Origin of the sequence: Sphingomonas sp. Leaf9 (genome assembly GCF_001421355.1) — a bacterium.
GTDB lineage: Bacteria > Pseudomonadota > Alphaproteobacteria > Sphingomonadales > Sphingomonadaceae > Sphingomonas.
Genome location: NZ_LMKC01000001.1, coordinates 507,261 through 530,588 on the forward strand (window position 1 = coordinate 507,261; position 23,328 = coordinate 530,588).

General features: G+C 64.7%; 26 protein-coding genes. 19 read left to right on the forward strand and 7 right to left on the reverse strand.

Annotated features, from left to right (window positions below; translation table 11 throughout):
* Positions 1-28 precede the first annotated feature (28 nt).
* Both ASE58_RS02440 and ASE58_RS02445 read right to left on the reverse strand, forming a co-directional pair.
* Positions 29-331, reverse strand: a complete 303-nt coding sequence (locus ASE58_RS02440) for a polyhydroxyalkanoic acid system family protein (RefSeq protein WP_055760170.1) — start codon at positions 329-331, stop codon at positions 29-31.
* Positions 332-355: 24 nt separating this feature from the next.
* Entirely contained in the window at positions 356-688 is a 333-nt protein-coding gene (locus tag ASE58_RS02445; protein ID WP_055817554.1) for an SMR family transporter, read from the reverse strand.
* 253 nt (positions 689-941) lie between these two features.
* On the opposite strand from ASE58_RS02445, the gene lnt reads away from it, so the two are divergent.
* From lnt to ASE58_RS02465, 4 genes are all read left to right on the forward strand, one after another.
* Positions 942-2,456, forward strand: a complete 1,515-nt coding sequence (gene lnt, locus ASE58_RS02450; RefSeq protein ID WP_235513462.1) for an apolipoprotein N-acyltransferase — start codon at positions 942-944, stop codon at positions 2,454-2,456.
* Between the two features lie 75 nt (positions 2,457-2,531).
* Positions 2,532-3,743 carry a methionine adenosyltransferase gene (metK, locus tag ASE58_RS02455; protein ID WP_055817556.1) on the forward strand — a complete coding sequence of 404 codons (1,212 nt, stop codon included), beginning with the start codon at positions 2,532-2,534 and terminating at the stop codon, positions 3,741-3,743.
* An 86-nt stretch (positions 3,744-3,829) separates the two neighbouring features.
* Positions 3,830-4,672, forward strand: a complete 843-nt coding sequence (locus ASE58_RS02460; RefSeq protein ID WP_156347566.1) for a hypothetical protein — start codon at positions 3,830-3,832, stop codon at positions 4,670-4,672.
* 159 nt (positions 4,673-4,831) lie between these two features.
* Positions 4,832-5,884 carry a hypothetical protein gene (locus ASE58_RS02465; RefSeq protein WP_156347567.1) on the forward strand — a complete coding sequence of 351 codons (1,053 nt, stop codon included), beginning with the start codon at positions 4,832-4,834 and terminating at the stop codon, positions 5,882-5,884.
* A 453-nt stretch (positions 5,885-6,337) separates the two neighbouring features.
* Here ASE58_RS02465 and ASE58_RS02470 read toward each other — a convergent pair whose 3' ends face one another.
* Positions 6,338-6,952: a phosphatase PAP2 family protein gene (locus ASE58_RS02470; RefSeq protein WP_055817562.1), complete on the reverse strand. Its 615-nt coding sequence runs from the start codon at positions 6,950-6,952 to the stop codon at positions 6,338-6,340.
* A 96-nt stretch (positions 6,953-7,048) separates the two neighbouring features.
* Between ASE58_RS02470 and trmB the strand changes: the two genes are divergently transcribed.
* From trmB to ASE58_RS17390, 9 genes are all read left to right on the forward strand, one after another.
* Entirely contained in the window at positions 7,049-7,729 is a 681-nt protein-coding gene (gene trmB, locus ASE58_RS02475) for a tRNA (guanosine(46)-N7)-methyltransferase TrmB (protein ID WP_055817564.1), read from the forward strand.
* Positions 7,730-7,867: 138 nt separating this feature from the next.
* Complete coding sequence (locus ASE58_RS02480) at positions 7,868-9,094, forward strand: tyrosine-type recombinase/integrase (RefSeq protein WP_235513486.1); 1,227 nt, start codon at positions 7,868-7,870, stop codon at positions 9,092-9,094.
* An 89-nt stretch (positions 9,095-9,183) separates the two neighbouring features.
* Positions 9,184-10,266: a hypothetical protein gene (locus ASE58_RS17750; RefSeq protein ID WP_156347568.1), complete on the forward strand. Its 1,083-nt coding sequence runs from the start codon at positions 9,184-9,186 to the stop codon at positions 10,264-10,266.
* Positions 10,267-10,377: 111 nt separating this feature from the next.
* Positions 10,378-10,575: a helix-turn-helix domain-containing protein gene (locus ASE58_RS17385; RefSeq protein WP_082467557.1), complete on the forward strand. Its 198-nt coding sequence runs from the start codon at positions 10,378-10,380 to the stop codon at positions 10,573-10,575.
* Positions 10,576-10,777: 202 nt separating this feature from the next.
* Positions 10,778-10,975, forward strand: coding sequence for a hypothetical protein (locus ASE58_RS17755; RefSeq protein ID WP_156347569.1), 198 nt, complete (start codon positions 10,778-10,780; stop codon positions 10,973-10,975).
* Positions 10,972-11,256 carry a hypothetical protein gene (locus ASE58_RS02485; protein ID WP_055817566.1) on the forward strand — a complete coding sequence of 95 codons (285 nt, stop codon included), beginning with the start codon at positions 10,972-10,974 and terminating at the stop codon, positions 11,254-11,256. Before ASE58_RS17755 ends, ASE58_RS02485 begins: the two co-directional genes overlap by 4 nt.
* Entirely contained in the window at positions 11,253-11,525 is a 273-nt protein-coding gene (locus ASE58_RS02490) for a hypothetical protein (protein ID WP_055817569.1), read from the forward strand. Before ASE58_RS02485 ends, ASE58_RS02490 begins: the two co-directional genes overlap by 4 nt.
* Entirely contained in the window at positions 11,522-11,875 is a 354-nt protein-coding gene (locus tag ASE58_RS17760; RefSeq protein ID WP_156347570.1) for a hypothetical protein, read from the forward strand. Before ASE58_RS02490 ends, ASE58_RS17760 begins: the two co-directional genes overlap by 4 nt.
* A complete protein-coding gene (locus ASE58_RS17390) occupies positions 11,875-14,148 on the forward strand; it encodes a phage/plasmid primase, P4 family (protein WP_082467559.1) in 2,274 nt (757 codons plus the stop codon). The genes ASE58_RS17760 and ASE58_RS17390 overlap by 1 nt, the downstream gene beginning before the upstream one ends.
* A 250-nt stretch (positions 14,149-14,398) precedes the next feature.
* Here ASE58_RS17390 and ASE58_RS18515 read toward each other — a convergent pair whose 3' ends face one another.
* On the reverse strand, positions 14,399-14,806 hold the full coding sequence (locus tag ASE58_RS18515) for a hypothetical protein (protein ID WP_082467561.1): 408 nt from the start codon (positions 14,804-14,806) through the stop codon (positions 14,399-14,401).
* A gap of 22 nt (positions 14,807-14,828) precedes the next feature.
* Between ASE58_RS18515 and ASE58_RS18520 the strand changes: the two genes are divergently transcribed.
* On the forward strand, positions 14,829-15,074 hold the full coding sequence (locus ASE58_RS18520; protein ID WP_082467628.1) for an HGGxSTG domain-containing protein: 246 nt from the start codon (positions 14,829-14,831) through the stop codon (positions 15,072-15,074).
* A gap of 16 nt (positions 15,075-15,090) precedes the next feature.
* Here ASE58_RS18520 and ASE58_RS17770 read toward each other — a convergent pair whose 3' ends face one another.
* Together ASE58_RS17770 and ASE58_RS02510 are read right to left on the reverse strand one after the other, a co-directional pair.
* A complete protein-coding gene (locus ASE58_RS17770; protein ID WP_156347571.1) occupies positions 15,091-15,663 on the reverse strand; it encodes a hypothetical protein in 573 nt (190 codons plus the stop codon).
* 118 nt (positions 15,664-15,781) lie between these two features.
* Positions 15,782-16,402 (reverse strand): SOS response-associated peptidase family protein, encoded by a 621-nt coding sequence (locus ASE58_RS02510; RefSeq protein ID WP_055817574.1) that lies wholly within the window; start codon positions 16,400-16,402, stop codon positions 15,782-15,784.
* Positions 16,403-16,623: 221 nt separating this feature from the next.
* Here ASE58_RS02510 and ASE58_RS02515 point away from each other — a divergent pair, with 221 nt between their 5' ends.
* From ASE58_RS02515 to ASE58_RS02530, 5 genes are read left to right on the forward strand one after another with little or no spacing between them, the layout of a single operon-like run.
* Positions 16,624-16,863 carry a hypothetical protein gene (locus ASE58_RS02515; protein ID WP_055817577.1) on the forward strand — a complete coding sequence of 80 codons (240 nt, stop codon included), beginning with the start codon at positions 16,624-16,626 and terminating at the stop codon, positions 16,861-16,863.
* Positions 16,860-17,177, forward strand: a complete 318-nt coding sequence (locus ASE58_RS02520) for a hypothetical protein (protein WP_055894729.1) — start codon at positions 16,860-16,862, stop codon at positions 17,175-17,177. Before ASE58_RS02515 ends, ASE58_RS02520 begins: the two co-directional genes overlap by 4 nt.
* 9 nt (positions 17,178-17,186) lie before the next feature.
* Positions 17,187-18,038, forward strand: coding sequence for a hypothetical protein (locus ASE58_RS02525; RefSeq protein WP_156347572.1), 852 nt, complete (start codon positions 17,187-17,189; stop codon positions 18,036-18,038).
* The gene (locus ASE58_RS18525; protein WP_200909281.1) at positions 18,004-18,294 is read left to right on the forward strand and encodes a D-Ala-D-Ala carboxypeptidase family metallohydrolase; all 291 of its coding nucleotides are present in this window, start codon (positions 18,004-18,006) and stop codon (positions 18,292-18,294) included. The genes ASE58_RS02525 and ASE58_RS18525 overlap by 35 nt, the downstream gene beginning before the upstream one ends.
* Positions 18,294-21,449, forward strand: a complete 3,156-nt coding sequence (locus tag ASE58_RS02530) for a hypothetical protein (RefSeq protein WP_055817583.1) — start codon at positions 18,294-18,296, stop codon at positions 21,447-21,449. The genes ASE58_RS18525 and ASE58_RS02530 overlap by 1 nt, the downstream gene beginning before the upstream one ends.
* A 504-nt stretch (positions 21,450-21,953) precedes the next feature.
* On the opposite strand, the gene ASE58_RS02540 is transcribed toward ASE58_RS02530, so the two are convergent.
* On the reverse strand, positions 21,954-23,075 hold the full coding sequence (locus ASE58_RS02540) for a plasmid recombination protein (RefSeq protein ID WP_055817586.1): 1,122 nt from the start codon (positions 23,073-23,075) through the stop codon (positions 21,954-21,956).
* Positions 23,076-23,328: the final 253 nt, after the last annotated feature.

Here is a 23,328-nt window from a genome sequence, read left to right on the forward strand (position 1 = left end):
AGCCGGAATGACGAAAGGTACCAGCGGCCTACTTCAACAGCGCCGGCCCGTCGCGGCCCAGCTTCTCCTTGATCTTGTTGGCGAACATCGCCAGCATCGGCGGCAGGTCGAGCACCGCATGGACATGGGCGTCGTGCATTTCGCAACGCGCCTTGACCACCTGCCCCATGCCGCTGACCGTGAAATGCAGCGTGTCACCGTCCCAGCGCTTGTCGTGCATCACGCCGCCGGGGATCATGTTCGCCAGCTTGTCGATCCCGCCATCGATCCGCTGCCGCACGCCTGCGCGGCCCAGCTGGTGGGGGATATCGACTTCGACCGGTTGGTTCATGCAAAACTCCTCTTCGCATCGCATCTAGTGTGCGACGCTCTTCGAAAACAGGTTCATCACGAGGACGCCGGCGATGATGAGGCCCATGCCCAGCACCGCCGCCCCGTCCAGCCGCTGCCCCTGCCACCCCCATGCGATCCCGGCGACCAGCACGATCCCGACCCCGGACCAGATCGCATAGGCGATCCCGGTCGGCATCGTGCGCAACGCCAGCGACAGGCAGTAGAAGGCGACCGCATAGCCCGCGACGGTCACCAGCGAGGGGCCGAGCTTCGTAAAGCCGGCGGTCGCGCGCATCGTGGAGGTGGCGATCACTTCAGCAACAATCGCTATGGCAAGCCAGGTGTAGGCGGTCATCGGGTTGGCGATAGCACGGAAGCGCGAAGGTCGCCCGTGGTTCTCGACAAGCTCGAACTTAACGAGGGTAGGTTCGAGCCTCTCCCCACCACCCCGTTCGGTTCGAGCAGCTTCGAGCTTGTCGAGAAGCATCTGTCGAGAACGCGCCGCCCAACCGCACCCCGCTCTCGACAAGCTCGAACCAAACGGATTGGTTGAAGGCGCATCGCACGCCCCCTTGCACCCGCCCCCTGCACCTAGGATATGCAGCGCCGTGCCCGCTCTTCTCGCCCTGCTCGCCGGCCTGACCTCGGCCCTTGGTTTCGCGCCGCTCGGCTGGTGGCCGGTGACGCTCGCCGCGCTGGCGCTGTGGCTGTGGGTCGTCCACCGCGCGCCGACGCTTAGGACCGCGCTGTGGCGGTCGTGGCTGTTCGGCGTCGCGCATTTCACGGTCGGCAATAACTGGATTCAGCACGCGTTCGATTTCCAGGACCGGATGCCGCCCGCGCTCGGCTATGTCGCGGTGGTCGGCCTCGCACTGTATCTGGCGATCTATCCGATGCTCGCGGGCGGGATCGCCTGGAAGCTCGGGCGACGCAGCGAACGCCCCGACCTCGCCTATGTCGCGGTCGCCGCCGCCGCATGGATCGCGACCGAATATGCGCGCGCGGTGGTCTTCACCGGCTATGCGTGGAACCCGATCGGCGTGGTCTGGGTGCCCACACCGCTACGTAGCGTAGCCACCGTTACGGGCACCTACGCGCTGTCAGGGCTGACCGTATTGCTCAGCGCCGCGCTGTTGCTGCCTCGGCCAAAGGTCCGCGCGGGTGTGATCGTCGCCCTCGCGCTGCTGATGCTGCTCCCCGATCCAGCGTCGAAGCCTGTAACGGTCGCCGCCACCGCCCCCCGCGTCCGCGTCGTCCAGCCGAATTTCCCGCAAGAGGCGGTGCGCAGCCCCGGCTATGACGAACGCCTGCTCGACAAGCAGATCGAGCTGTCGGGCACCCCCGGCCCCGCCTCGCGCCTCGTCGTCTGGCCCGAAGGCACGGTCAATTTCTACCTCGAGGACGGCTATCCGTTCGACTGGTATCGCCAGTCGCCGTTGCTGCTGCGTGCGAAGATCGTCAGCGTGCTCGGCCCCCGCGACGTCGCGCTGGTCGGCGGTACCGCGCTGAACTTCGCGCGCGATGGCCAGCTGGTCGGCGCGGGCAACTCGGTCTTCGCGCTCACCCCCGACACCCGCATCGCCGGGCGATATGACAAGGCGCATCTGGTGCCCGGCGGCGAATATCTCCCGATGCGCTCGCTGCTCCAGCCGCTCGGCCTCTCGCGCCTCGTGATGGGCGATATCGACTTTGCCCCCGGCCCCGGCCCGGCGACGCTGAGCCTGCCCGGCTTCGGACAGGTCGGGATGCAGATCTGTTACGAGATCATCTTTTCGGGCCAGGTCGTCGATCGTACGCACCGCCCGGCGTTCCTCTTCAACCCGTCGAACGACGCATGGTTCGGCGCCTGGGGTCCGCCGCAGCATCTGGCACAGGCGCGGCTGCGCGCGACCGAAGAGGGGCTGCCGATCCTGCGCGCTACCCCGACCGGCATCTCGGCGGTGATCGATGCGTCGGGCGCGCTGGTCGCCACCATCCCGGCGGGCCGCGCCGATGCGATCGAGGTGCCGCTGCCCGCCCCCCATGCCCCGACGCTGTTTGCGCGGGTCGGCAACTGGATGGCGTTGCTGGCGATAGTTTTGCTGTCCGCCCTCGCGATTGCCATCCGCCGCCGCGCGCGCTAGAGCCGCGACATAAGGAAAGCTTTATATGCGGCATGGCAACGGCCGCACGCTTTCCCTCTAGCCTAGAGGAAGTCCATGCGTTCCAATTATCTCTTCACCTCGGAATCGGTTTCCGAAGGCCATCCCGACAAGGTCGCGGACCAGATTTCCGACTCGATCGTCGACCTGTTCCTGTCGAAGGACCCCGAAGCGCGCATCGCCTGCGAAACGCTGACCACGACCCAGCTCGTCGTCCTCGCCGGTGAAATCCGCTGCAAGGGCGTGTTCGAAAACGGCGCATGGGCGGACGGTGCCCAGGACGAGATCGAACGCACCGTGCGCGAAACGGTGAAGGCGATCGGCTATGAACAGTCGGGCTTTCACTGGGAAACCTTCCGCTTCGAAAACAACCTGCACGCGCAGTCGGCGCATATCGCGCAGGGCGTCGACGCGTCGGGCAACAAGGACGAAGGTGCCGGCGACCAGGGCATCATGTTCGGCTTCGCCTGTGACGAAACGCCGGACCTGATGCCGGCGACGCTGGACTACAGCCACAAGATCCTCGCGAAGATGGCCGCCGATCGCCACGCCGGCACCGCCCCGTTCCTCGAACCCGATGCCAAGAGCCAGGTGACGCTGCGCTTCGAAAACGGCAAGCCGGTCGCCGCGACCGCGATCGTCGTCTCGACCCAGCATGCGCCGGGTTACGACAACGGCGAGAAGGAAGCCGAGCTGCACAATTATGTGAAGTCGGTCGTCGCCGAGGTGCTCCCGGCCGAGCTGCTGTCGGACGCCACCGAATATCACATCAACCCGACCGGCAGCTTCGAAATCGGCGGCCCGGACGGGGACGCCGGCCTGACCGGTCGCAAGATCATCGTAGACACGTACGGCGGTGCTGCCCCGCACGGCGGCGGCGCGTTCAGCGGCAAGGACCCGACGAAGGTCGACCGTTCGGCGGCGTACATCACCCGCTATCTGGCGAAGAACATCGTCGCTGCCGGCCTTGCCAAGCGCTGCACGATCCAGCTCGCCTATGCGATCGGCGTGTCGAAGCCGCTGTCGCTGTACGTGAACACCCACGGCACCGGCACGGTCGGCGACGACGCGATCGAAACCGCGATTGCCGGCATCGCCAAGCTCGGCGGCCTGACCCCGCGCGGCATCCGCACGCACCTGTCGCTCAACAAGCCGATCTATCGCGCCACCGCCGCCTATGGCCATTTCGGCCGCAAGCCCGAAGGCGATCTGTTCCCGTGGGAAAAGACCGATCTGGTCGACGACCTGAAGGCCGCACTCGCCGCCTGATCCCGCTGGACAGCATTTGCGAAAAAAGGGAGGTTCGCCGGCGACGGCGGGCCTCCTTTTTTATGCCGCCGCGCAAGGGGGATGCGATGCGAACCATGACGGCACTGCTGGCAATGGCCCTCACCGCGCCCGCCATGGCGCAGACGACGCCGGTCGAGACTATCTCGGCAGAGGATCGCGCGGCGCTGGACCGCACCACCGAACGCGGCCGGTTGCTCGCCGCCTATGACCGGGTGGCGTGGCTCGGCACCGATGATGTGCAGAAGCGCCTGCCCGACTGGCAGCAGAAGCTGGGCGGCTGGATCGTCGAAGGGGCGGCCGCATCGCCGACGCTGATCTTCCATGACCGGTCGCAACCACCGCGTGCGCTCTACACCGCGCGGCTGATCGGTGGAAAGCTCGCCGAAGCGACGCTCGTCACCGGCGACGCGGCGATACTCTCCCCGGCCCAGCTCCACCTGATCGCGGCGCGCGACAGCGCGGCCAAGGCGATCGGTGCCGCCAGGCTGCTGCCTTGCGGCCCCGCCTTCAACAGCGTCGTCGTCCCACCCACTACGCCCGATGGCGTGACCTCGGTCTATTTCCTGTCGGCACAGACCAAGGCGGACGACCTGCCGATCGGCGGTCATTACCGGGTGGACGTCGCCGCCGACGGGCGCGCCGGTGCGCCCTACGCCTTCTCGAAGGGTTGCATGACCGTGCCCCCGCCCCCCAAGGGGCAGCGCGGCGTGGGCGCCGTGGTATCGACCCTCACCGCCCCGCTCCCCAACGAAGCGCACAGTTTCGTCGTGGAGGCGTATCAGCGGCGGCTCTACGTGGTCGTCCCGCGGGGCGGCGACCGAATGTTCGTGCTGAGGCCCGGTATGCCGACCAGCCTCGTACCGACGACCACCGCCAGGCCGGAAACGGCACCGAAGCCCGCGGCATAGGCAGAACCGCCCGCCGACCGTCACCCCGGATCAGGTCCGGGGCGGCAACGCCGGACACGACACCCGACTCCCCTCGACATTCCCCCGAAACTACGAAAGGTTCGCGCGCGACGGACGGCTGCCGAACGGCCGCCAAGGGGGGATCATATGCGGAAATGGATGGCTGTGCTGACCGCGGGAATGATGATCGCGGCCCCGGTCGCCGCGCAGCAGGTCGGGGCACCGGTCGGCGCGAAGGCGGGCAAGCCTTATCGCTTCAAACATAGCGGCATCACCGCCCCCGCCGAACTGGACGGGATGAAGCGCGTCGACGTCCGCCAGCTGGGCGACGACGAACTCGACGTGTTCGCCGTCTATCAGGACGGTCCCGACGCGATCAACGTCTATGTCTATCGCACCTTGAGCGGCAGCGTGCCGGTGTGGTTCGACCGCGCTCGCGCCTCGATCGAACAACGCAAGGAGATGTTCGGCAATGTCGCGCCGGTGGTCCCGACCGCCTTCACCCCGCCAGGCCAGTCGAGCGCCAGCGGGCTGATGGCGGGATGGACGCTGACCAAGGCGCCCTATAGCGGCACCGCGCTCGCCATCCTGCCGGTCGGCGAATGGCTGGTGAAGGTGCGCTATAGTTCGACGAAGCTCGACGGCGCGACCGTCGCGGCGCGTATCCCGGCGGTGCTGGGCGCGCTCGAATGGCCGAAAGCCATCCCCGCCGCCCCCGCCGCCGCGCCGGTCACGGACTGTACTACCCCGCTTGCCTTCGCAGCGAACGCCGCGCCGGTGACCGATGCGAATGCGCTGCAAACCGCCGCGCTCACCGGCGGGCTGGTCGCCGCCGCCGAGGGCGAGAAAAGGACCGGCGCTGCCGCCACGCCGGCAGCCTGGTGCCGCGACCCGGCCCCTGCGCAGGTCGGTGCCGCCTATCGCCGCGACGGCGCGACCGACGGCTATCTGCTGGCGATCAGTGACAGCGGGCGCGGCTTTGCGGTCGAACCCGATGTGATCGCCCGCGAAGTGGGGGAATCGGAGGGCAGGAAGGTCGCGCAATGGTCGGTCGCGCTCTACGAACCCGGATCGATCGCCATCTATGCACCGATGACCGCCCTGCCCGCGCCCGACACGCTGATCGCCGCGCTGAACCGCCCGATCCTCGCCCGCACGACGACCTGGGGCAAGAAGCGTAACGTCACGATCAATCCCGAATTCTTCAAATAGGGCAACCGGCCCGGCGGGTCGCTTTCCTACACCCCGCCGGCCTGTCATGCTCGCCGATGCTCTTTGACATCGCAAAACGACGCCGTAGCGGGCCGGACTACGAGCATATCCGTTCGTGCTGAGTAGGGGCTAGGCTTGTCGAAGACCCGTATTGAAGCACTTGGTCGCGGTCCTTCGATACGCCCCTTCGACAAGCTCAGTGGCTACTCAGGACGAACGATTGAGCCTGGAGGTCATCAGGCTCCAAAGGGCGGGGCGCAAAACGTGGCAAGTGTGAACTTTGTGAACTTTGGCCGGCGGGTTTCAGACAATACACTGTTTACTAACGATATTCTTTCCAGCCCCGATTGGCCGGCAACGCCGCACGGATCGAGCCATTTCCCAAGATCGTCACCCCGGGCCTGACCCGGGGTCCCGCTTCTTCTCAGCGCCGCAAGAAAGCGGGACCCCGGCTCAAGGCCGGGGTGACGATGGGCGCTCCGCCGCCGGCAGCACCCGCGCGACGATCGCCTCCGCCGCCCAGCCGATCAGCGCCCCCACCGCGACGTCGATCGGGAAGTGGGTACCGCGCGGCACCTGGATCGCGGCGATGCCGGCCGCCGCCGCCTGTACCGGCACCGCCGCGCCCGGATATTCGCGCGCCACCGCCCGCGCGACCGCGACGGCACCGGCGGTATGGCCGGAGGGAAAGGAGTTTTGCGGCCCCTCGTCCCGGTCGCCCGGCGTCGGGCGATGCGCCTCGCGACTGGCGAACAGCTTGGGCCGTGCCCGGTCGACATTATGCTTGATCGCCGCCTTGACCAGCGTGGCGAGGCCGTGCGCCGCCAGCATGCGGACGCCCGTCCGCGTCAGCCGGGCATCCTGCGCAATCAGCCCGGCGGCGATGGTGGTCAGGTTGATCGCGACCATCGGCGGCTGGTCGGCCACTTCGCTCAGCGCGCCGGCCACCTGTACCACCGGATGATGGCGCAACTCGGCAGCCACGCCGTGCCCGACATCGATATCGGCATCGACCAGCTGCTTCGCCTTGTGCCTTGCCTCGCGCTTCGCCTGCTTCTTCTTGCCCATCGCCCTCCAACCCGTGGGGATCGAGGAAGCTCCCCGTCCGCACGGCCCACCGACACGACTTGTCGACATGGCGGCTTGGCGGGTAGGAGCGCGGCGATGAACGATCCCACCACCATCCGCCGCCTCTATGGCCGTCGTCAGGGCCACAAGCTGCGCCTGGGGCAGGCTGCCCTGGTCGAGGACCTGTTGCCGCGCGTCTCGGTCCCCGATACCGGCCCGCTCACCGCGCAGGTCCTGTTCGGCGACGACCGCCCGGTCGAGGTGGAGATCGGCTTCGGCGCGGGCGAGCATCTGGCGGGACAGGCCGGCGCGCGGCCGCACCACGGCTTCATAGGCTGCGAACCGTTCCTGAACGGCGTGGTCGGCGCGCTGAATCACATCCGCGACGACGGACTTGCCAACGTCCGCCTGCATATGGGCGACGCGCTGGAGGTGATCGAACGCTTCCCCGATGGCGCGCTGGAGCGGGTCTATCTGCTCCACCCCGATCCGTGGCCCAAGGCGCGCCATGCCAAGCGGCGGATGATGAACCACGGCCCGATGGACCTGATCGCACAGAAGCTGCGGCCGGGCGGCGAGTTCCGCCTCGGCACCGACGACCCGACCTATTGCCGCTGGGCAATGATGATCATGGACCAGCGCCGCGACTTCGTGTGGCAGGCGCAGACCGCCGCCGACTTCCTCACCCGACCCGCCGACTGGCCCGAAACCCGCTATGAGCGCAAGGCCCGGCGGCAGGGGCACGAGGTCTGGTATTTCAGGTACGTCCGAGTCTAATGCCCTCCTAAAACGCTCCGCCCCTCTGGAGAGAGCAGGTATCTGACTTCCCGCTGTTCCCTTGCCGTTCTCCTACATTCCCGCTAGCGTGATTGCCGGGTGATTGCCAACGGAGGCAGGGACGTGGCGACAGGCAAGGTGACAAAGCGGAGCGTTGACGCTCTCAGGCCCGGCCCTGCGAGGACGTTCCTATGGGACGATGACTTGAAGGGGTTCGGCGTGAAGCTGACGCCAGCCGGGGCGCTGTCATATGTCCTGCAATACCGGATGGGCGGACGCGAGGCGAAGACACAACGCTACTCGATTGGCGCGCACGGCTCGCCGTGGACGCCTGCCACGGCGCGCACAGAGGCTGAACGCCTACTGACGCTCGTGGCGCGGGGGATCGATCCCAGCGAAGCCGACCGGAAGCGCCGCGACGATGCGGTCAACTTCGCCTTCTCTGCCTATGCCGATCGCTTCCACGCCGCTTGTAAGGGCGACGGCTGGCGCGCGCTGGTCGGGCGCTGCCTGCGCCTCCACGTCAAGCCGGTGCTTGCCAGCAAGGCGCTTCCGGCAATCACGAAAGCCGATATAGTCGCGGTGTTCGACGCCATGCCAGCCGATCAGCAGGCGAACCGGCGCAATACCTTCGCTGTTCTGCGCCGCCTCTTCCGATGGGCGATCAGCCGCGGCGATCTGGAACGATCGCCCATGGAAGGCATGGAAACGCCCCCAGCCGTTAAAGCGCGCGACCGGTGGCTTTCCGACGACGAGCTGGTGCGGGTCTGGAATGCCGCCCCCGCCTGCCATCGTTGCTTCGGGTCGATAGTCCGCCTGCTGATCGCGACCGGTCAGCGCCGTGAGGAGGTGACTGGCATGGCATGGATAGAATTGGACCGTGCGAAGGCGATGTGGCGCATTCCCGGTGAGCGAACCAAAAACGGCGAGCCCCACCACGTGCCGCTTAGCCGACTGGCGATTGAGACGATCGACACGATCGCCAAGGCGGACAAATGGCCTCGAAAAGGACTGGTGTTCACGACGACGTCCGGCGGCCCGTTCACGGCGCATTCCAGAGGCAAGAGGAAGATCGACGCGCTACTACAGGCGGACGGCGGCGAACCAATCGCTGAGTGGCGACTGCATGACTTACGCCGTACGCTAGCGACCGGGTTCCAGCGACTGGGCGTCAGGTTCGAAGTGACTGAAGCGGTACTCAATCACCTGTCCGGCGCGCGATCCGGCGTCGCTGGTGTGTACCAGCGGCACGAGTGGGCCGACGAGAAGCGCGCTGCACTGGACGCTTGGACATCACACATTGAACGGATCCTCACCGAAACAGACGAGACCAACGTAATCGCGCTCGCCGCAAGGCGGGCGTGATGCTGGGGCGGCTAGGGTAGCTCCCGAAGAGCCGGTTTCCGCCCGGCCTGCCGCCCCTTCCATCCTGCGGACGCTCTGCGGAGGGCGATATGATTGACTGGGACAAACCCGACAGCTGGTACTGTCCGGTGCCAGAGCTGCGTGCTGTGCCCGAGATCTTCGAGACACTCGGGAAAAAGATTTACGGGGCCGAGTGGACAGGCCGTGAGCGTGAACTTTGTAAGCCGCCGGTGCTGCCGAAGCCCGCCGAAGTCTATGCAACGGTAGAGACGCCCCTATACAAAACGTCGGTCAAACTTGGGCGTACCAGCGCCATTCCCCCCACCGCGCCCGGTTCGCCTCCGTTGGTTGAGGACCAAGTGGCAGATTTTGTCGCTTACAATCGGAACGCTGCTTACGCAGCGGAGCTGGTCGGTGCGCCGGACCCTCGCGATGTTCCAGTGACATTCGCCCAGTGGTGCGCGGCTTTCGACAAAGCCGAACACGAACGTCTGCTTTGGGACCAGGCGGCACGTCGGCGGAAGATTGTCTTCACCTTCATGCACCGCCGCGCAGCAGCCGGTGATCTGGTATTTTGCGCCTTTCACCCGGATACCGGTCGTAGGGAGACGCTGGCCGCTGACGTCTGGGCCTGCCAGTTTGATACTGTACGGGCACGGTTCCTCCGGGGCGCGTTCAGTTTCCGATACCCGACTGCGGTTCCGCCTACCGACCCTGACAGTCTTGTCCTGTTCAATCGATCGTTCGACCTGAAAATCTATGCGACGAACAGCTGTATCGCGGAGATCCTTAGACGAACCACATTCGAAGAGACCTCTACATCAGTTCAAGACGTAGTAGGGAGAACGGCAGACGCGCTGCTGCAAGTCGCAAATGCAGCTACGGCCCCGGCCGCGACGGCGACGGTTGCGGCAGCAGCTCATGACGGGCCATTGGTTGACGCTTCGGTTCAAGCGCCCGCGAAGCCCGTCACTACAGCAGACATTCAGAGCATAGTGGAGAGGTGTGTCGCTGATCGATTAGGCGTTGAACCGACGCGCAAGGCCATCAAAGAGGTCTTTCCTCTAAGCCGGATCCCGCGCACTCGCGTTCGCGCCCTTCACGCCGAGACATGGACGGCAGCTTATGGAGACGCACCGACTTCGGGAGCAAATTCGCGGGCGGCGATCTAGGAATTCGCCACGGCGAATTACGGCGAATTACAGCGAAATAGTCGGCGAATTCGTACACTTCCAAATTCCCTCCTGCCCCCGGCACTCCGCCGGGTGGCGTGGAGACGCTAGATGCAGAAACTGTTGACGACCGTGGAGGCCGCCCCGCTCTTCGGGGTCACGCCGAAGACGGCAGAGAATTGGCGGTGCATGGGTGTGGGCCCGGCATTCGTGCGTGCAGGACGCCGCGTCGTTTATGACCCCGCCGACATTGCAGCCTGGATCGCCAAGCACCGCGCGACGTCTACATCGCAGCCGGCCGCCGCGTGATCGATGCCCACAGCATCGGCACCGGCGCCGCAGCCGAATAAGAGGAAGGGCCGGACCGCCACAGTCCAGCCCCTCCAGAATCTTCATCACGTCAGCAGGATCGTAGATAGCGCAGCGGTTCTCCGCCTGCAACGCCTGTCGGCGATCGGGATCATCGGATCGCGTGCAAATCTCATCGCCACTCTCGTTTGGGAGATGTCGCATGGCTGATCACAGTCAGGCCGACGCCAGGCAGACCTTTGTTCTGCTGCGTGACATCCGCTTCAGCCCGGAGGGAAGTCCTTTCTCTGCCGAATGTTTGGTGGAGCCGAAGCCCTTGACCAACAAACAACGCGAATTCGTCGCCGAAGTGCTGGCAGCGCATCGCTTGTCGCTGCCGGTGGACGGAGGTGAAGAATGAGCCGCCGCAAAACCGACACCAGCACCGCCGCCTACAACGGTATTGTGCAGGCGTCCGAACGCTTGCGTGCGATCGTCTACCGGACGCTCCATGCGAATCCGCAGGGTCTGACTGTCGACGAGACGTGCACCATCGCGGAATATCCCCGCTACAGCCTCCAGCCGCGGTTCACCGAGCTGCGCGACAGGCGGGTGATTACCGACACGGGTATGCGTCGCCGGAACGTCAGCGGCGCGAAGGCTATCGTCTGGAAGATCACCGATCGGGAGCAAGGCGCATGAGCGGTCTCGTCACGCCCGAAGCTGGCGAAATGCTGATGCTGATGGCCGACGAGGTCGTTCTGCCGAGCGATTGGGACGTGTCCGGGGTCTGGCTCAACGCCGCGCAGAACCTCGCGCGGTTCCTCGTCGATCATAAGGACCGGCTCTACATCGATGGCGCAGCGCTGCTCGTTGTGATCGGTGGGATGCTGATCGTGATGGCGAAACGCGAACGGGAGGCGTCGGTCACGACCGACGCCTTCTTCAACGGCGAGGGGGGTGCGAAGTGACCAGCAACATCATTTCGCTCGCTGATCGCCAGTCTCAAGCGGTACGGGACCGAGCTGCTGAAGCAGTTCGCGCCCATCGCGCCACCATCAACGGCCGCCTGACGCTCGGCCACCTTCTGGGCGAGGGGTCGGGACCGAAGGGGACGATCCACGTCATGAGCGATGGCGACGGGGCGTTCGTGGTCAGCCATGAGAGCGCCAGCGGCAGTAGCTGGGGCGGCAATCATGGTCCGTTCGCGACGGTCGAAGCTGCGGCCTCGGCGGCATCGGCGCTGAACATCAACAGCTATGAGCGCGGGTGCGACGTCGTCGTGCACGACACACCCGCCGCCGGCCAGGAGGACCTGTAATGGGTGCCGCCGAAAGCATGAGTAGCGCGCTCATCGATGCCGCGCTGGAACATGCCGCTAAGGGTCGACCGGTCTTTCCCTGTAATCCTGAAACGAAGCGTCCGCTCACTGCGCGCGGTTTCAAGGATGCGACGACTGACGCGCGAGTCATTGTCGGCTGGTGGCACAGGTGGCCGAACGCCATGATCGGGGTTCCGACCGGAAGCGCGATCGGGGCATGGGTTCTCGATATTGACGACCCGGCAGCGTTCGAAGCGGCTTGCGATATACCCTTGCCGTCGACGCGACGCGCAACCACGGGGAAGGGGTATCACCTCTACTTTCGTTGGGACCCGGCACTGCCGATTATCAACGCGCAGCGCACGCAGAAAGGCTGGGGCATTCCCGGTCTGCCGGGTGCGGACGTTCGGGGCGAAGGCGGTTACGTAATCGTCCCGCCGTCGATGCACCCATCGGGCAAGCCCTACGTGTGGGCGTCCGAAGAGGACGCCAGCGAAGCGCCGAGCGATCTTGTCGAGCTGGTCCGCAACCGCAAACCGATCGCCGATCCGGTTGAGGCAGTACCCGGTGCCCCGCCGGTGCCGACACCGGCATTCGACCATGGCACGAAGGCCACCGCCCTCGCAAAATACGACACCGACACCGCCTATGGTCTCGGTGCACTGGATCGCGAATGTGTGGCCGTCGCCGTCGCATCGCCCGGCGCACAGGAGGGCACGTTGAACAACGCGGCGCTCAAGATCGGCGCGCTGGTTGGCGGAGGCGAACTGTCGTTGCGAACCGCAACCGCCGAGCTGGTCCGTGCCGGGCTGTCGATGCAGTCGGGCAACTCGGACGATCCGTGGACGCTGGAGGCGATCACGACGAAGGTCGATCGCGGGTTGCAGGCGGGCATGAAGAAGCCGCGCACTGCGCCAACCGCCGTTATCAAGGGCAACCGCGAGAAGCGCGTCGCCGCGAACGATGGTGCAGAAGTGTCGGAAGACACGATCGCCCTCGCGTTCACCGCCCAACATGGCGGTTCGCTGCTGTATGACCACAATGTTGGGCGCTGGTTCCAGTGGGACGGGACACGTTGGCAGATGGACGAAACCGACCTGGCGTTCGACTTCGCGCGCGCGCTGGCTCGGCAACTTGGCGATGGCGTGCGCGCTCTTGGCCGCGCTGCGACGGCAGCGGGTGTCGAGAAGATGGCCCGCGCAGATCGTTCGCACGCTGTCACCAGCACGACATGGGACACCGACCCATATTTGCTCGGCACGCCCTCAGGCACGATCGATCTTCGCACAGGCGAACTGTCCGAGCCGGATCGGACGCAGCGCATTACGAAGCTGACGGGCGCGGCCCCGGCGCATGGCCGGCCCGAAGTCTGGTTGGAGTTTCTGCGGTCGTCGCTGGCCGATGACGAAGAGATGATCCTGTTCCTGCAATTGTGGTGCGGATACTGCCTCACGGGGCTGACGACGGCCCATGCGCTGCTGTTCATCTATGGCCCGGGCGGCAACGGTAAGTCGGTCTTCCTGAACACGCTTATCGGCATCATGGGCGACTATGCGGCGACGGCTGCCATGGACACGTTCGCAGAGTCGCGGAACGATCGTCACTCCACCGAACTGGCGATGCTGCGTGGCGCTCGACTGGTAACGGCCAGTGAGACGGAAGAAGGCCGCGCTTGGGCGGAAGCCCGCATTAAAGCTCTGACCGGCGGCGATCCGATCACCGCCCGCTTCATGCGCCAAGACAACTTCACGTTCCGGCCGCAATTCAAACTGACGATTGCAGGCAACCATGCGCCTGCACTGCGCAACGTCGACGAGGCGATGCGCCGGCGGTTCAACATCGCGCCGTTCGTCATCAAGCCCGCGAACCCCGACCGGGAACTGGAAACCAAGCTAAAGGCGGAATGGCCGCAAATCCTCGCGTGGATGATCGCGGGATGCCGCCGGTATCTGCAGGACGGCCTCAACCGTCCCAGCGCGATCGTGGCTGCTACGAACGAGTATTTCGCCGATCAAGACGTGTTCGGCCAGTGGTTCGAGGAACGGTGCGTCCTCCGGCCCGGGGCGTTCGAGGCGGCAACCAAACTCTACGGCGATTGGGAAACCTACGCGAAGGCGCATGGTGAGGTGCCGGGGACTGCCAAATCGTTCGGCGCCGCCATGCGCAAGCGCAATCTGGTTTCGAAGTCGTCGCGGCTGCTGGGGTCCCCGCAGAAGATCTACACCGGCGTCGAGCTGCCATCGGCGGCGGTCGCCAACCACGGGGCGGACTGACAGGCGTAACGCGTGTAACCGATGTAACTCAATTTCCTGTTCCACCATTCACGCGCACGCGCACGCGTACCAGGAGGAACGGATTTTCCGGTTACATCGGTTACATGCGTCACAGCCTGCGGTGGTTTGCCCTCTCTGTTCGACAAATCTCAACCGAATAGGACCATCAATGACCGACACGAAGAAGGCTCACGTCGGGGTGACCAGGATTCCCGGCAAGACCGTGGAGTACACCGCCGCCCGGAACGAATTAGAGCCGGAGGTCCGGCACGGCTACCTCGCGACGAAAGCTTCGTCGGACCTCTTCCAAGGCGTCACCGCCGACGTGGCCGGCCTCGCGGAGGCGATGCGCGACATGTCGGCCGAGGTCGCTGGTCAGGACATGTCGACGGTCACGCGACTGCTCACGGCCCAGGCGCTTAGCCTCGACGCCCTTTTTACCCAGATGGCACGGAAGGCGCACGCCAACCTCGGCCACTACCCCGATGCCGTCGAACGGTATCTGCGGCTGGGGATGAAAGCGCAGGCGCAGTCCCGTGCGACGCTTGAGGCGCTCGTCAAACTTCACCAGCCGCGCGAGCAGACTGTCCGGCATGTGCATGTCGGTCCTGATGGCCAGGCCGTTTTCATTGAGAACTACAACGGAGGGATGGGCCATGCACGATTCGACGGACGGCCCCATGCACAAGGCGCATCAGGCCCCGCGCTGCTTGGCGAAGACGCGTCGGGGAACGGAGTGCCAATCCCCGGCGGTGCGGGACAAGCGCCGGTGTCGAATGCACGGCGGCGCACCCGGCAGCGGCGGGCAGCCCGGGAATAGCAACGCCCTGAAACACGGCGCCCGGTCCAAAGAATTGAACGATAGGACGCGCTGGGTCCGCGAGATTGCGGCCGCGCTTAGTGCTGGCATCCTCAACGAACCTTAACAGTCCGAAATTTACTCTATTTTCGGGGCGCCCAGAATATGTATTTGTGGAGTATCTCTTCTTTACTTTTCGAGATCGAAAAATCCCCTCTCCGGTTAAGAAAGCAGCCTCTCACGCTGTCAATCACCGATCGTGCGAGTGCAACAAGTTCTCTGACATCAATCAGCGTCTGGGTACTTGGCCCCAATCCGGCAGCGGTCCCGTCCCATGGCTTGCTAGCAAGCGCTACTGGACTTCCCATCCCCGGCTTATAGCGGAAGATGTACCACTGTCCGGAATTGTCTCTGTTGGTCAGTGACCCATCATGATAGATTCCGTTTCTGAATGAGTATAGCGCCTTAGTTTCGGCGCCATTGGGCTGATAACCTGCCCAATAGTAAAGCGCTTTTTTGATGCCAGACGCATTTACATCGGGGTAAGGCTGTTTGCTACTATCCGAGTAAGTCGAACCCATTTGATCCAAGATTGCAAAAGCACACATAACTGGCGCGTAGTTTGACAACTTCTCAAGACCGACAGCCTGCCCCATCTCATTTTCGACTTCATGCAAACACGATCGAAGAAGAAAGTCATTTGCTTCGGTATACATCGACCTCGAAAGGTGAGCTTCAACGATATCATCGTTATCGAACGCTGCGAGATTCTTTTGAACTATAGACATTCCCAGTCACTACCCCCTGTTAAGCACCGAAAGGATAAGATACTCGCTATCGGGTCGGAAATACCGGCCCCCGCACCGTCATCGCTGCCGCATCATAGGGCTGCTGCAACGCGACTACATCGTCATAACTGCCGCGCAGCCACGTATCGCAATCCTCCGGCCGCAGGATCGTTATCATAGCCTTGGGGTGAATCGGCGCGACCAGCTCGTTCGGATCGCAGGTCACCATCGTGAAGCCCGCGCCGTCAGCGGTTTGCTGCCAGAACCCAGCCGCGGCGAACGTCGGCTGGTCGGTCACGCTGAACCACATCTCCCCTTTCAGCGCCGGCTTCCCGTCGCCAAGGTCGTGCTTGTCCGGAGTCCATTCGCAGAACTCGGTGAGGGGCACGAGGCAACGGTTCGCCGGGTCAGCCGCCAGCTTGCGCCACTGCGGCAGCTTCAGGTTGCGGACGTTCGTCATCGGCCATGGTGCCTGTCCGCCCAGCACGTCCCACGACATGATGTCCCAGCCGCGTTCGCCGTCCTTCTCGCGGATGACATAGGCGCGACCCTTGGGACGCAGTTCTTGCGGATTGAACCGGTTGTCGCGGGGGCGTTCGGGGAACAGCTTCGCGGCTGATCCGAACAGATCGGCGGGTTCGCCGGCGAATCGAGCGCGGTTGCACATGTCACCTAGGGTAGGCAGCTAGCCGATCTCGACAAGGGGTACGGATCAATCGGCGTCGACGCTAACCGTGCCGAAACGGTGTCGCTGCGAACGATCATTTTCCGCTGTTCCGAACCATGATTTGTTGACCATCGTCACACATTTAGGCATAGTATCGGCACGCGCCCATTCGCTGGCAGAGCAGTGAAAGCACGTTTCCTCAGAATGGAACGGAGCGGCGCATGTATCTCGAACAGCACAACGACGACCTGAACCACGGCATGCCACATGGTAGCGCCGTGCGTCGTCTTTTCACGCGCGAGGATGCTATGCAGAAAATCCTGAACGACAAGACATTCTCTTTCCGAGGGAACGGGATCCTGTTCGCAGCCGCCCATGAGCGCGCACGCCGTGCGAACATGACCTTTGCGGAGTTCTGCCGGGCGGCGGTTCGCGATGCGGTCAAGGATCAGGCGGCATGATGATTGATATGGTCATTCCCGATTGTGAGGAAACACCACCCCCGATTGTTCGGACTCAGCAGAGCGCGGAGAGCGTCGCGGCCGCACGGTGGGATTGGGAATGCCAACGCCTTTGCGCCACGCAACTGGTTCTCGATCTTGCTGCTTATCTAGGCGGGCGGGTCCCGGCAGACGAGATGTGGGAGGCCATGCAGCGTCTGCCGGCTGAGCTGTTGGACATGCTCTACACCGCCGATGGTTGGGCGAAGCTGAGCGAATACCTCCAGATTGGATCACCATTCCCGCCGCTCCCCTACGCACCGACTGTCCACTGAGGTAGCCACATGCCGTTCGGAACCCTGCCCCTATCCTCCTTCGCTGTCGGCCCGCGCGCCACGGCACTCTACAATCCCAACGAACAGGCGGTGGTGCCGCAGAGCCCCATGGGCATGATGTTTCGCGGCTTCGGCGGCCAAAAGCCCATGCAACAGGCGTCGGCGGCGTTCGGCTTTAACCGCCAGCCGTTCACGACGCCGCCCTACAGCCCCGGCGCACCTGTCGGGCCGGACACGCCCGCGCCGCTCATAGGCAGCTTCAACCCGACGTCGGCCCAGAACGGGGCGGCTGGCGCGCCAGGGGGCTATGTCGAGCCAACGGCTGGTCAGCAGCGGCCGAAGTTCTTCGGCAAGGGTGGTGCTGGCTGGGACGTCCTGTCGAGCATCGGCGATAGCCTAATGATGCTGAGCGGCATGCCTGGTGCAGCCGAACTGGTGGGCGCACGTCGACAGGCGCAGTCGCAGGCGCAGGCCCGCCAGTGGCAGGTGCAGGACCGCGAACGCGAACGGCAGTTGGAGAATCAGCAGTGGCTGGAACGGCAGATTTGGGAACGCGAGCACCCTAAGCCGATCAACAACGATACGGCAGCCGACTATGAGTTCCTGAAACAGCGACTGGGACCGGAGGTCGCCGACCAGTACCTGCGCAATTTCGCGGCTGGACCGATCACGGCGGTCGATGGGTTCGACGCACAGGGCAACCCGACGAAAACCTTCGTGCCGCGTGGGTCGCTTGGCGGGGGCATGATGCCGGGCGGCGGCGCTGGCCCCGACCTCGACCCAGCACCTACGCGGCCAGTCGGCAAGTTGCGTCCGCCACGGGGAGGTGCGCCCTCGCAAGGGGGCGCTTCGTTTCGCTGATCCCTTCGGCGCACCGGGGCGGGTAACTAGTGGGCGCAGGACGGTCGATGGTAACCGGGCGGTCGGTGGTGTCCCTAACAGCAGCCACCTGCGCGGCGATGGCGTCGATCACGTCGGGACAACGATCGCCGCCCTCCGCACTTACTACGGCCCCAACGCCCGATTCCTCGACGAAGGGGATCACATCCACACCACGTTGCCCGGATACGGGCGAGTTCCATACTTTGGCCGGCGCGGGTCGGCGGGGAGACGATGATGCAGCAGCGGTTGATGGAGGACGAAGCCGGCAACCTGTGGGAGGTCGACAGCAACGGTGAGGCGATCCGGCTAGCGCAACGCGCGCGTCGTGCCCCCTCCCCGGCTACGATCACGACGCAACGCGACCCTTTCGAGGTCAGCCGCGAACAGCGGGCGCAGGCGCAGGACGCTCGGGCGAACGCCAATGAGGATCGAGCTGGGCGCCGGGAAGACCGGCAAATCGACCAGCAGCGGCGCACAAACGAGATTGAAACCCAGAAACTGGGTAACACCCGGTTCGACAACCTGACGGTGCTGCGCAAGGAGTTCGATGACCGCAAGGAGGTCCAGAACTTCAAGACGGTGTTGCCGATGATCGCCGGGGCGATGCGGATCGCTGACAACCCCAAGGCGACGGGCGCGAACGACCTCGACCTTATCTACACCTTCGGCAAGGTCATGGACCCCGGCTCGGTTGTTCGCGAGGGCGAGCTAGCGCTGGCGTCGAACACCGGCAGCTTTGCGCAGAACCTTGAAGCGGCTGTCGAGAAGCTGCGCAGCGGCGAGAAGCTGCCCCCGGAAGTACGGCACAACCTCGCCGAAGCGATGCGGCGGCGCGGTGTTGAGTTCTCGCGGGCCTACAACCAGACGCGGCAAGATTACACTGACCTTGCCGAACGGAACGGTTTTGCGCCGCAGGATGTGATCGGTCGCCACCCCGCCATTCCGTACCAGCAGGCCGAAGCGGACTTCACCAAGCGGCAATATCGTAACCTCGACGGTTCGCTGGGACCGGCACCTGTGGGGATGACGAACACCGTGGGCAGCGGTGCCGCTCCGATCGGCCCGCAGGCAACGTCGTTCGCTCCCAACAACGTGATCGACTTCGCGGCCGGCCTAAACGGCGGGAAGTACGCGTTCATCAAGGGCGGCGGGCTGACGTACAACGGCAAGGAAGTGCCGGTGTCGGAGACGATCGCGAACAGCGAGCCATACCGTGAGGCATACCGCGCGCAGTTCGGCGAGTATCCGCCGCTGACCGTTGATATTGAAGCCGGGCAGGTCACGCCAGGCGCGCAGTCGGCGCTGGACCGTCAGCGCGACACGTTCGGTGGCGGTGTGGATGCCGTAGGGCGCGGCATCGCCGATACATTCAGCGTAGGCCTCGCCGACCCGTTCGCGGCAGCAATGAACACCCTGACCGGCGGCGGTACGTTCGCCGACAATCTCATTCGCCAACGTGGCGTGAGTGCTGCTGACGAGCGGGTCAATCCGGGTCTTCGCATGACGGGGCAGGTTGCCGGAAGTATCCTGCCCTTCATGGGCGCATCACGCCTTGGGGCGGCGGCTCTGCCGTCGCGCCCGATGCTCGGGGCGGGCATTGCGGACACCGGCCTTGGCGCGTTCTACGGGGGCGCGTCGAACGACAAGGACCGCCTGACCGGCGCGGCTGTCGGCGGTGCTGCCGCCCTGGCAGGTAATCAGTTCGGACAGCGTGTTCTGGCCCCCGCTTTCCGGGGCGTTGCGGGGTGGCAGTTCGGTCAGCGGTTCGGGCGAGGCGTCGCTGCAGCGTTCGACCGTCCGTTTGTCCCGCCGCCTGTCCGACCGGCTGCGGTTGACCGTACGATCGCCGGCAGCGCCAACGCGAACATTGATTTGATCCGTTCGACGCTGGACGATGCGGAGCGATTGGGACTTCCGATGTCGCTTGCCGACACCTCGCCCCAGCTTCGCACGCTGGCCGGCAGTGCCGTGCGCCGTTCGCCAGATGCACGCGCCTTCGCTGAACAGGCATTGACGCCCCGGTCGCTGGGAGAAGGCGGCCGGGCAATTCAGGCCATCCGCCGCGACTTCGGACCAGCCGTGAACATGCGGGATGAACGCGACAGCATCCTGGGGGCCGGCCGGGCAGCATCCGCGCCGCTGTACGATCAGAGCTATGGCGCGCCGATTGTGTCGACCCCCGAACTCGATGCCGTGCTGAACACCCCCTTCGGGCAGCAGGCGATCAGCCGGGCGCGCACCATTGCCGCGAACGAACGCCGCGACCCGACCGGCGCGGGGTTCAGCCTGGACGCCGATGGCAAGCCGGTCCTGAACCCGATCCCGATCAACCTGTATCAGCGACAGGCGGAAGCCCGTTCGGCGTTCGACGCCGCACAGGAAGCGCATCGGGTTGCACTGCGCATGAAGGGAGCCGACACGAACGCGACCCGGCAGACGCTGGTTGCGGCCCGCGAGGCGATGCAGATTGCCGACCGCGCGCTAGGATCAGCCCCAGCCGCCGGCACTGCCGCCACGCAGCGAGGCTACACGACGCAGACGCTCGATTATGCCAAGCGCGGCATGGACGACATTCTGGAGAGCCAGCGCGACCCGATCACAGGTCGGCTTAGTCTCGACGAAGCCGGCCGGGCGCAGAGCGGAGTGCGTAGCCAGTTGCTGGCCGAAATGGACCGGTACAACCCGTTCTATCGCGATGCCCGCTCGACCTATCAGGGCTACGCGCGGCAGGCGGACGCTCTGACTTCGGGCTACAGCGCCACGCGGCCTAGCGTCGGGGTCGACGACCTCAACACGATGACGGCGCGGCTGGGGCCAGAAGAACAATCGCGTTTCGGCCAAGGCTACAGTACCGGCCTTACCGAGCGGATCGAAAAGCAGTCGTTCACCGGCAACCCGTACACCGCGATTGCTGGCAGCAGCGACGACCAGGCCAAGCTGTCGGCTCTATTCCCGGAAGGCACCCCAAACTTTCTCCGACAGGGTGAACTGGAGAGGCAAATGGGGCTGACCAAGTACGAGACGATTGGGGGGTCCCCGACCGCAGGCCGCGCCCAGGCGGATCGGTTGCTGGATCCTGCGTTCGGCGTGCAGGCGCTGGCCGAAACCGGGCTTAGCATGGCGACAGGCGTTCCGCCGATCGGGGCCATGGCTGGTGCAGTCCGGCGCGGGTTAGGCGAGCGGTTCAACGTCACTATGGGGCAGAAGAAGGCGGCAGCTATAGCTCCCCGCCTGCTGGCACCGGATCCGGTACAGGCCCGTGCCGAACTGGATGCGTTGGTCCAGGCCAGCGATGCCTACAATACGTACAGTCGGCGCACGAACCGCCTGCTGGGTATGTTCGGGCGCGGGTTCGGCCTGCCGGTTGGAACGACCTTTCTGGCCGACTGAACGGTTCTACGTCCGCTTGTCAGGGTCGAACAAGTTGGGCCACCGCCACATAGCGAGCGCGGTTCCGACCGCGCTTCCTATCGCCATCGCCAGCATACCTGTCGTCACTGCCGTCCCCCTAAAAAGCTGCTAAGTGGGGAGCGTGAGGGCAGATTGCGAAGGTGGTGGTTATGATAGCGACGGTGCTGCTGCTGACGATGGCGATGCAAGGCCCAGGGGCAACGGTGAACATGCGCGGCGTCGGCGCAGTGACGTGTGTTACCGCCCTACAGGCTGAGAACCGCGTGGCTTCCGAAAACTGGATCGCGGGCTACTGGGCGGCGTGGGACATGGCGCGCATTGACAAGGCCGCCCCCCTCGCCGCCGCGTCAGACTTGAACGGAATCGTTGCCGAGGTCGAACGGGAATGCCGAAGCGCGCCCATTCATTCACTCGTAGCGGCTACCATGGCTGCCAGGGTAGCCGTCCAAGCCCGGTCACGGCGCGGCGGTTAGGGTTCCTCCATCAACGGCCTTCGCGGACGCGCAGCATCTGCTGTCGATGGTATTCCGAGAGGCGGTCGTTGTCCGGGATCATGATCTGCCGGGCGGCGCGATCGAACCGATCGACATTCCGCAGCACGTCGGCTGTTTCGGCTGGCAGCCTCGCGACCGGCAGCCCCTGCAGGCCGGTACGGAACGCGATCGCAGCTTTGATCGTGGGCATCAGCGCATCCAGTGCTTCCTCCATCGCCAACCGTTCGGCCGATGCCTCTTCCAGCGCCACGTCGGTTAGTTTCCGCTTCTCGTCGATCCGCTCCTTCTCCCGCTTGAGCCACGCAGCTTGCCTTCGGACCCGATCCCGATCCTCAGACATCTGCCGCCGTTCAATTTCGTAGGCCGCCTTCAGCCGGTCCAGTTCAGCAGCCTTTTCTGCTGATTCTGCTTGGCGCTGCCGGTCAGCTTCCCGGTGCTGCTCTGCAACCCGATACGCCTCTGCCTCGGCTGCCGCTGCTGCTGCCTTTTGTTGATTGAGATCGGCGAGTTCGGATGCGTAGGGACGATACTTCGCCTTGGACCCCGACAGACCCCGCTTCAATCCGAGGGAAGCCATAGCCTCAGCATACTCGTCATGAACTTTCTGGAACTCACCGGGGCCTGCCACCGATCGTCCGTTCAACGTCCACGTCATGCCTTGCGCCGGTCGGCGCTTGAAGATCCGCTGCACCAGCGGGACGACGACAACGTGCATGTGCGGCGTGTATTCGTCGATGTGCAGCACAATCGACGCAACGCGATGGGCACCCCACATGCGCTTTGCAAACTCGAACGCCCTTGCAATCCACGGTCCGACCGTACCGTTGCGCGTCCAATCGAAGAAGTCGTGGGATGCGGTGAGGATCGCTTCATAAGCGATTGCCGCGTTCTTGCGCAGGCGATCGGGATCAACACCGTGACGGACGAGCAGCGCCCTCACATCCGCGACCAAGTCGCCGGACCCGTGCAGGTGAATCGGCTTCGGCATCGCCGGATCACAGTGCGGCTCAGGGACAAGCCGGCAGTTATGAGAGTTTACGCCCTCCATCTGCGACCAAGACTTGATCGGCCCACGATCATTGAAAGCAGCAACGCTGAACAGATCACCCATCACATCCTCCTTGCGATGGGTATAGTGTCAACGGTTGCTAGCGGCTCCGTAAGACCCCCCTTGAAATATATTTCCGCGTGTTAACACGCATCGTGGAAGCCGGGTAAGACGTCTCAGCACGCTACTCGAATTCGCTATGCCTATTAGCGGTTTTGTGAAGTGGCGAAGGCTATGGGCGGAAGGAAAATAGGGCAGGAAATTGCGCTAAGCGCGCCGGACCCCCTCGCCGCCCACAGGACCGGGCTCGCCAGCG

What these genes read in the sequence shown, in the direction of transcription:
- ASE58_RS02520 (WP_055894729.1), top strand. Translation starts at nt 16,860, where the DNA reads ATGATGATTGATATGGTCATTCCCGATTGTGAGGAAACACCACCCCCG.
- ASE58_RS18520 (WP_082467628.1), top strand. Translation starts at nt 14,829, where the DNA reads ATGCACAAGGCGCATCAGGCCCCGCGCTGCTTGGCGAAGACGCGTCGG.
- metK (WP_055817556.1), top strand. Translation starts at nt 2,532, where the DNA reads ATGCGTTCCAATTATCTCTTCACCTCGGAATCGGTTTCCGAAGGCCAT.
- ASE58_RS17385 (WP_082467557.1), top strand. Translation starts at nt 10,378, where the DNA reads ATGCAGAAACTGTTGACGACCGTGGAGGCCGCCCCGCTCTTCGGGGTC.
- ASE58_RS02490 (WP_055817569.1), top strand. Translation starts at nt 11,253, where the DNA reads ATGAGCGGTCTCGTCACGCCCGAAGCTGGCGAAATGCTGATGCTGATG.
- ASE58_RS02515 (WP_055817577.1), top strand. Translation starts at nt 16,624, where the DNA reads ATGTATCTCGAACAGCACAACGACGACCTGAACCACGGCATGCCACAT.
- ASE58_RS02445 (WP_055817554.1), bottom strand. Translation starts at nt 688, where the DNA reads ATGACCGCCTACACCTGGCTTGCCATAGCGATTGTTGCTGAAGTGATC.
- ASE58_RS02460 (WP_156347566.1), top strand. Translation starts at nt 3,830, where the DNA reads ATGCGAACCATGACGGCACTGCTGGCAATGGCCCTCACCGCGCCCGCC.
- ASE58_RS17755 (WP_156347569.1), top strand. Translation starts at nt 10,778, where the DNA reads ATGGCTGATCACAGTCAGGCCGACGCCAGGCAGACCTTTGTTCTGCTG.
- ASE58_RS02530 (WP_055817583.1), top strand. Translation starts at nt 18,294, where the DNA reads ATGCAGCAGCGGTTGATGGAGGACGAAGCCGGCAACCTGTGGGAGGTC.
- ASE58_RS02510 (WP_055817574.1), bottom strand. Translation starts at nt 16,402, where the DNA reads ATGTGCAACCGCGCTCGATTCGCCGGCGAACCCGCCGATCTGTTCGGA.
- ASE58_RS17770 (WP_156347571.1), bottom strand. Translation starts at nt 15,663, where the DNA reads ATGTATACCGAAGCAAATGACTTTCTTCTTCGATCGTGTTTGCATGAA.
- ASE58_RS02525 (WP_156347572.1), top strand. Translation starts at nt 17,187, where the DNA reads ATGCCGTTCGGAACCCTGCCCCTATCCTCCTTCGCTGTCGGCCCGCGC.
- ASE58_RS02540 (WP_055817586.1), bottom strand. Translation starts at nt 23,075, where the DNA reads ATGGGTGATCTGTTCAGCGTTGCTGCTTTCAATGATCGTGGGCCGATC.
- ASE58_RS17750 (WP_156347568.1), top strand. Translation starts at nt 9,184, where the DNA reads ATGATTGACTGGGACAAACCCGACAGCTGGTACTGTCCGGTGCCAGAG.
- ASE58_RS17390 (WP_082467559.1), top strand. Translation starts at nt 11,875, where the DNA reads ATGGGTGCCGCCGAAAGCATGAGTAGCGCGCTCATCGATGCCGCGCTG.
- ASE58_RS02485 (WP_055817566.1), top strand. Translation starts at nt 10,972, where the DNA reads ATGAGCCGCCGCAAAACCGACACCAGCACCGCCGCCTACAACGGTATT.
- trmB (WP_055817564.1), top strand. Translation starts at nt 7,049, where the DNA reads ATGAACGATCCCACCACCATCCGCCGCCTCTATGGCCGTCGTCAGGGC.
- ASE58_RS18515 (WP_082467561.1), bottom strand. Translation starts at nt 14,806, where the DNA reads ATGGCCCATCCCTCCGTTGTAGTTCTCAATGAAAACGGCCTGGCCATC.
- ASE58_RS02465 (WP_156347567.1), top strand. Translation starts at nt 4,832, where the DNA reads ATGGCTGTGCTGACCGCGGGAATGATGATCGCGGCCCCGGTCGCCGCG.
- ASE58_RS02440 (WP_055760170.1), bottom strand. Translation starts at nt 331, where the DNA reads ATGAACCAACCGGTCGAAGTCGATATCCCCCACCAGCTGGGCCGCGCA.
- ASE58_RS02470 (WP_055817562.1), bottom strand. Translation starts at nt 6,952, where the DNA reads ATGGGCAAGAAGAAGCAGGCGAAGCGCGAGGCAAGGCACAAGGCGAAG.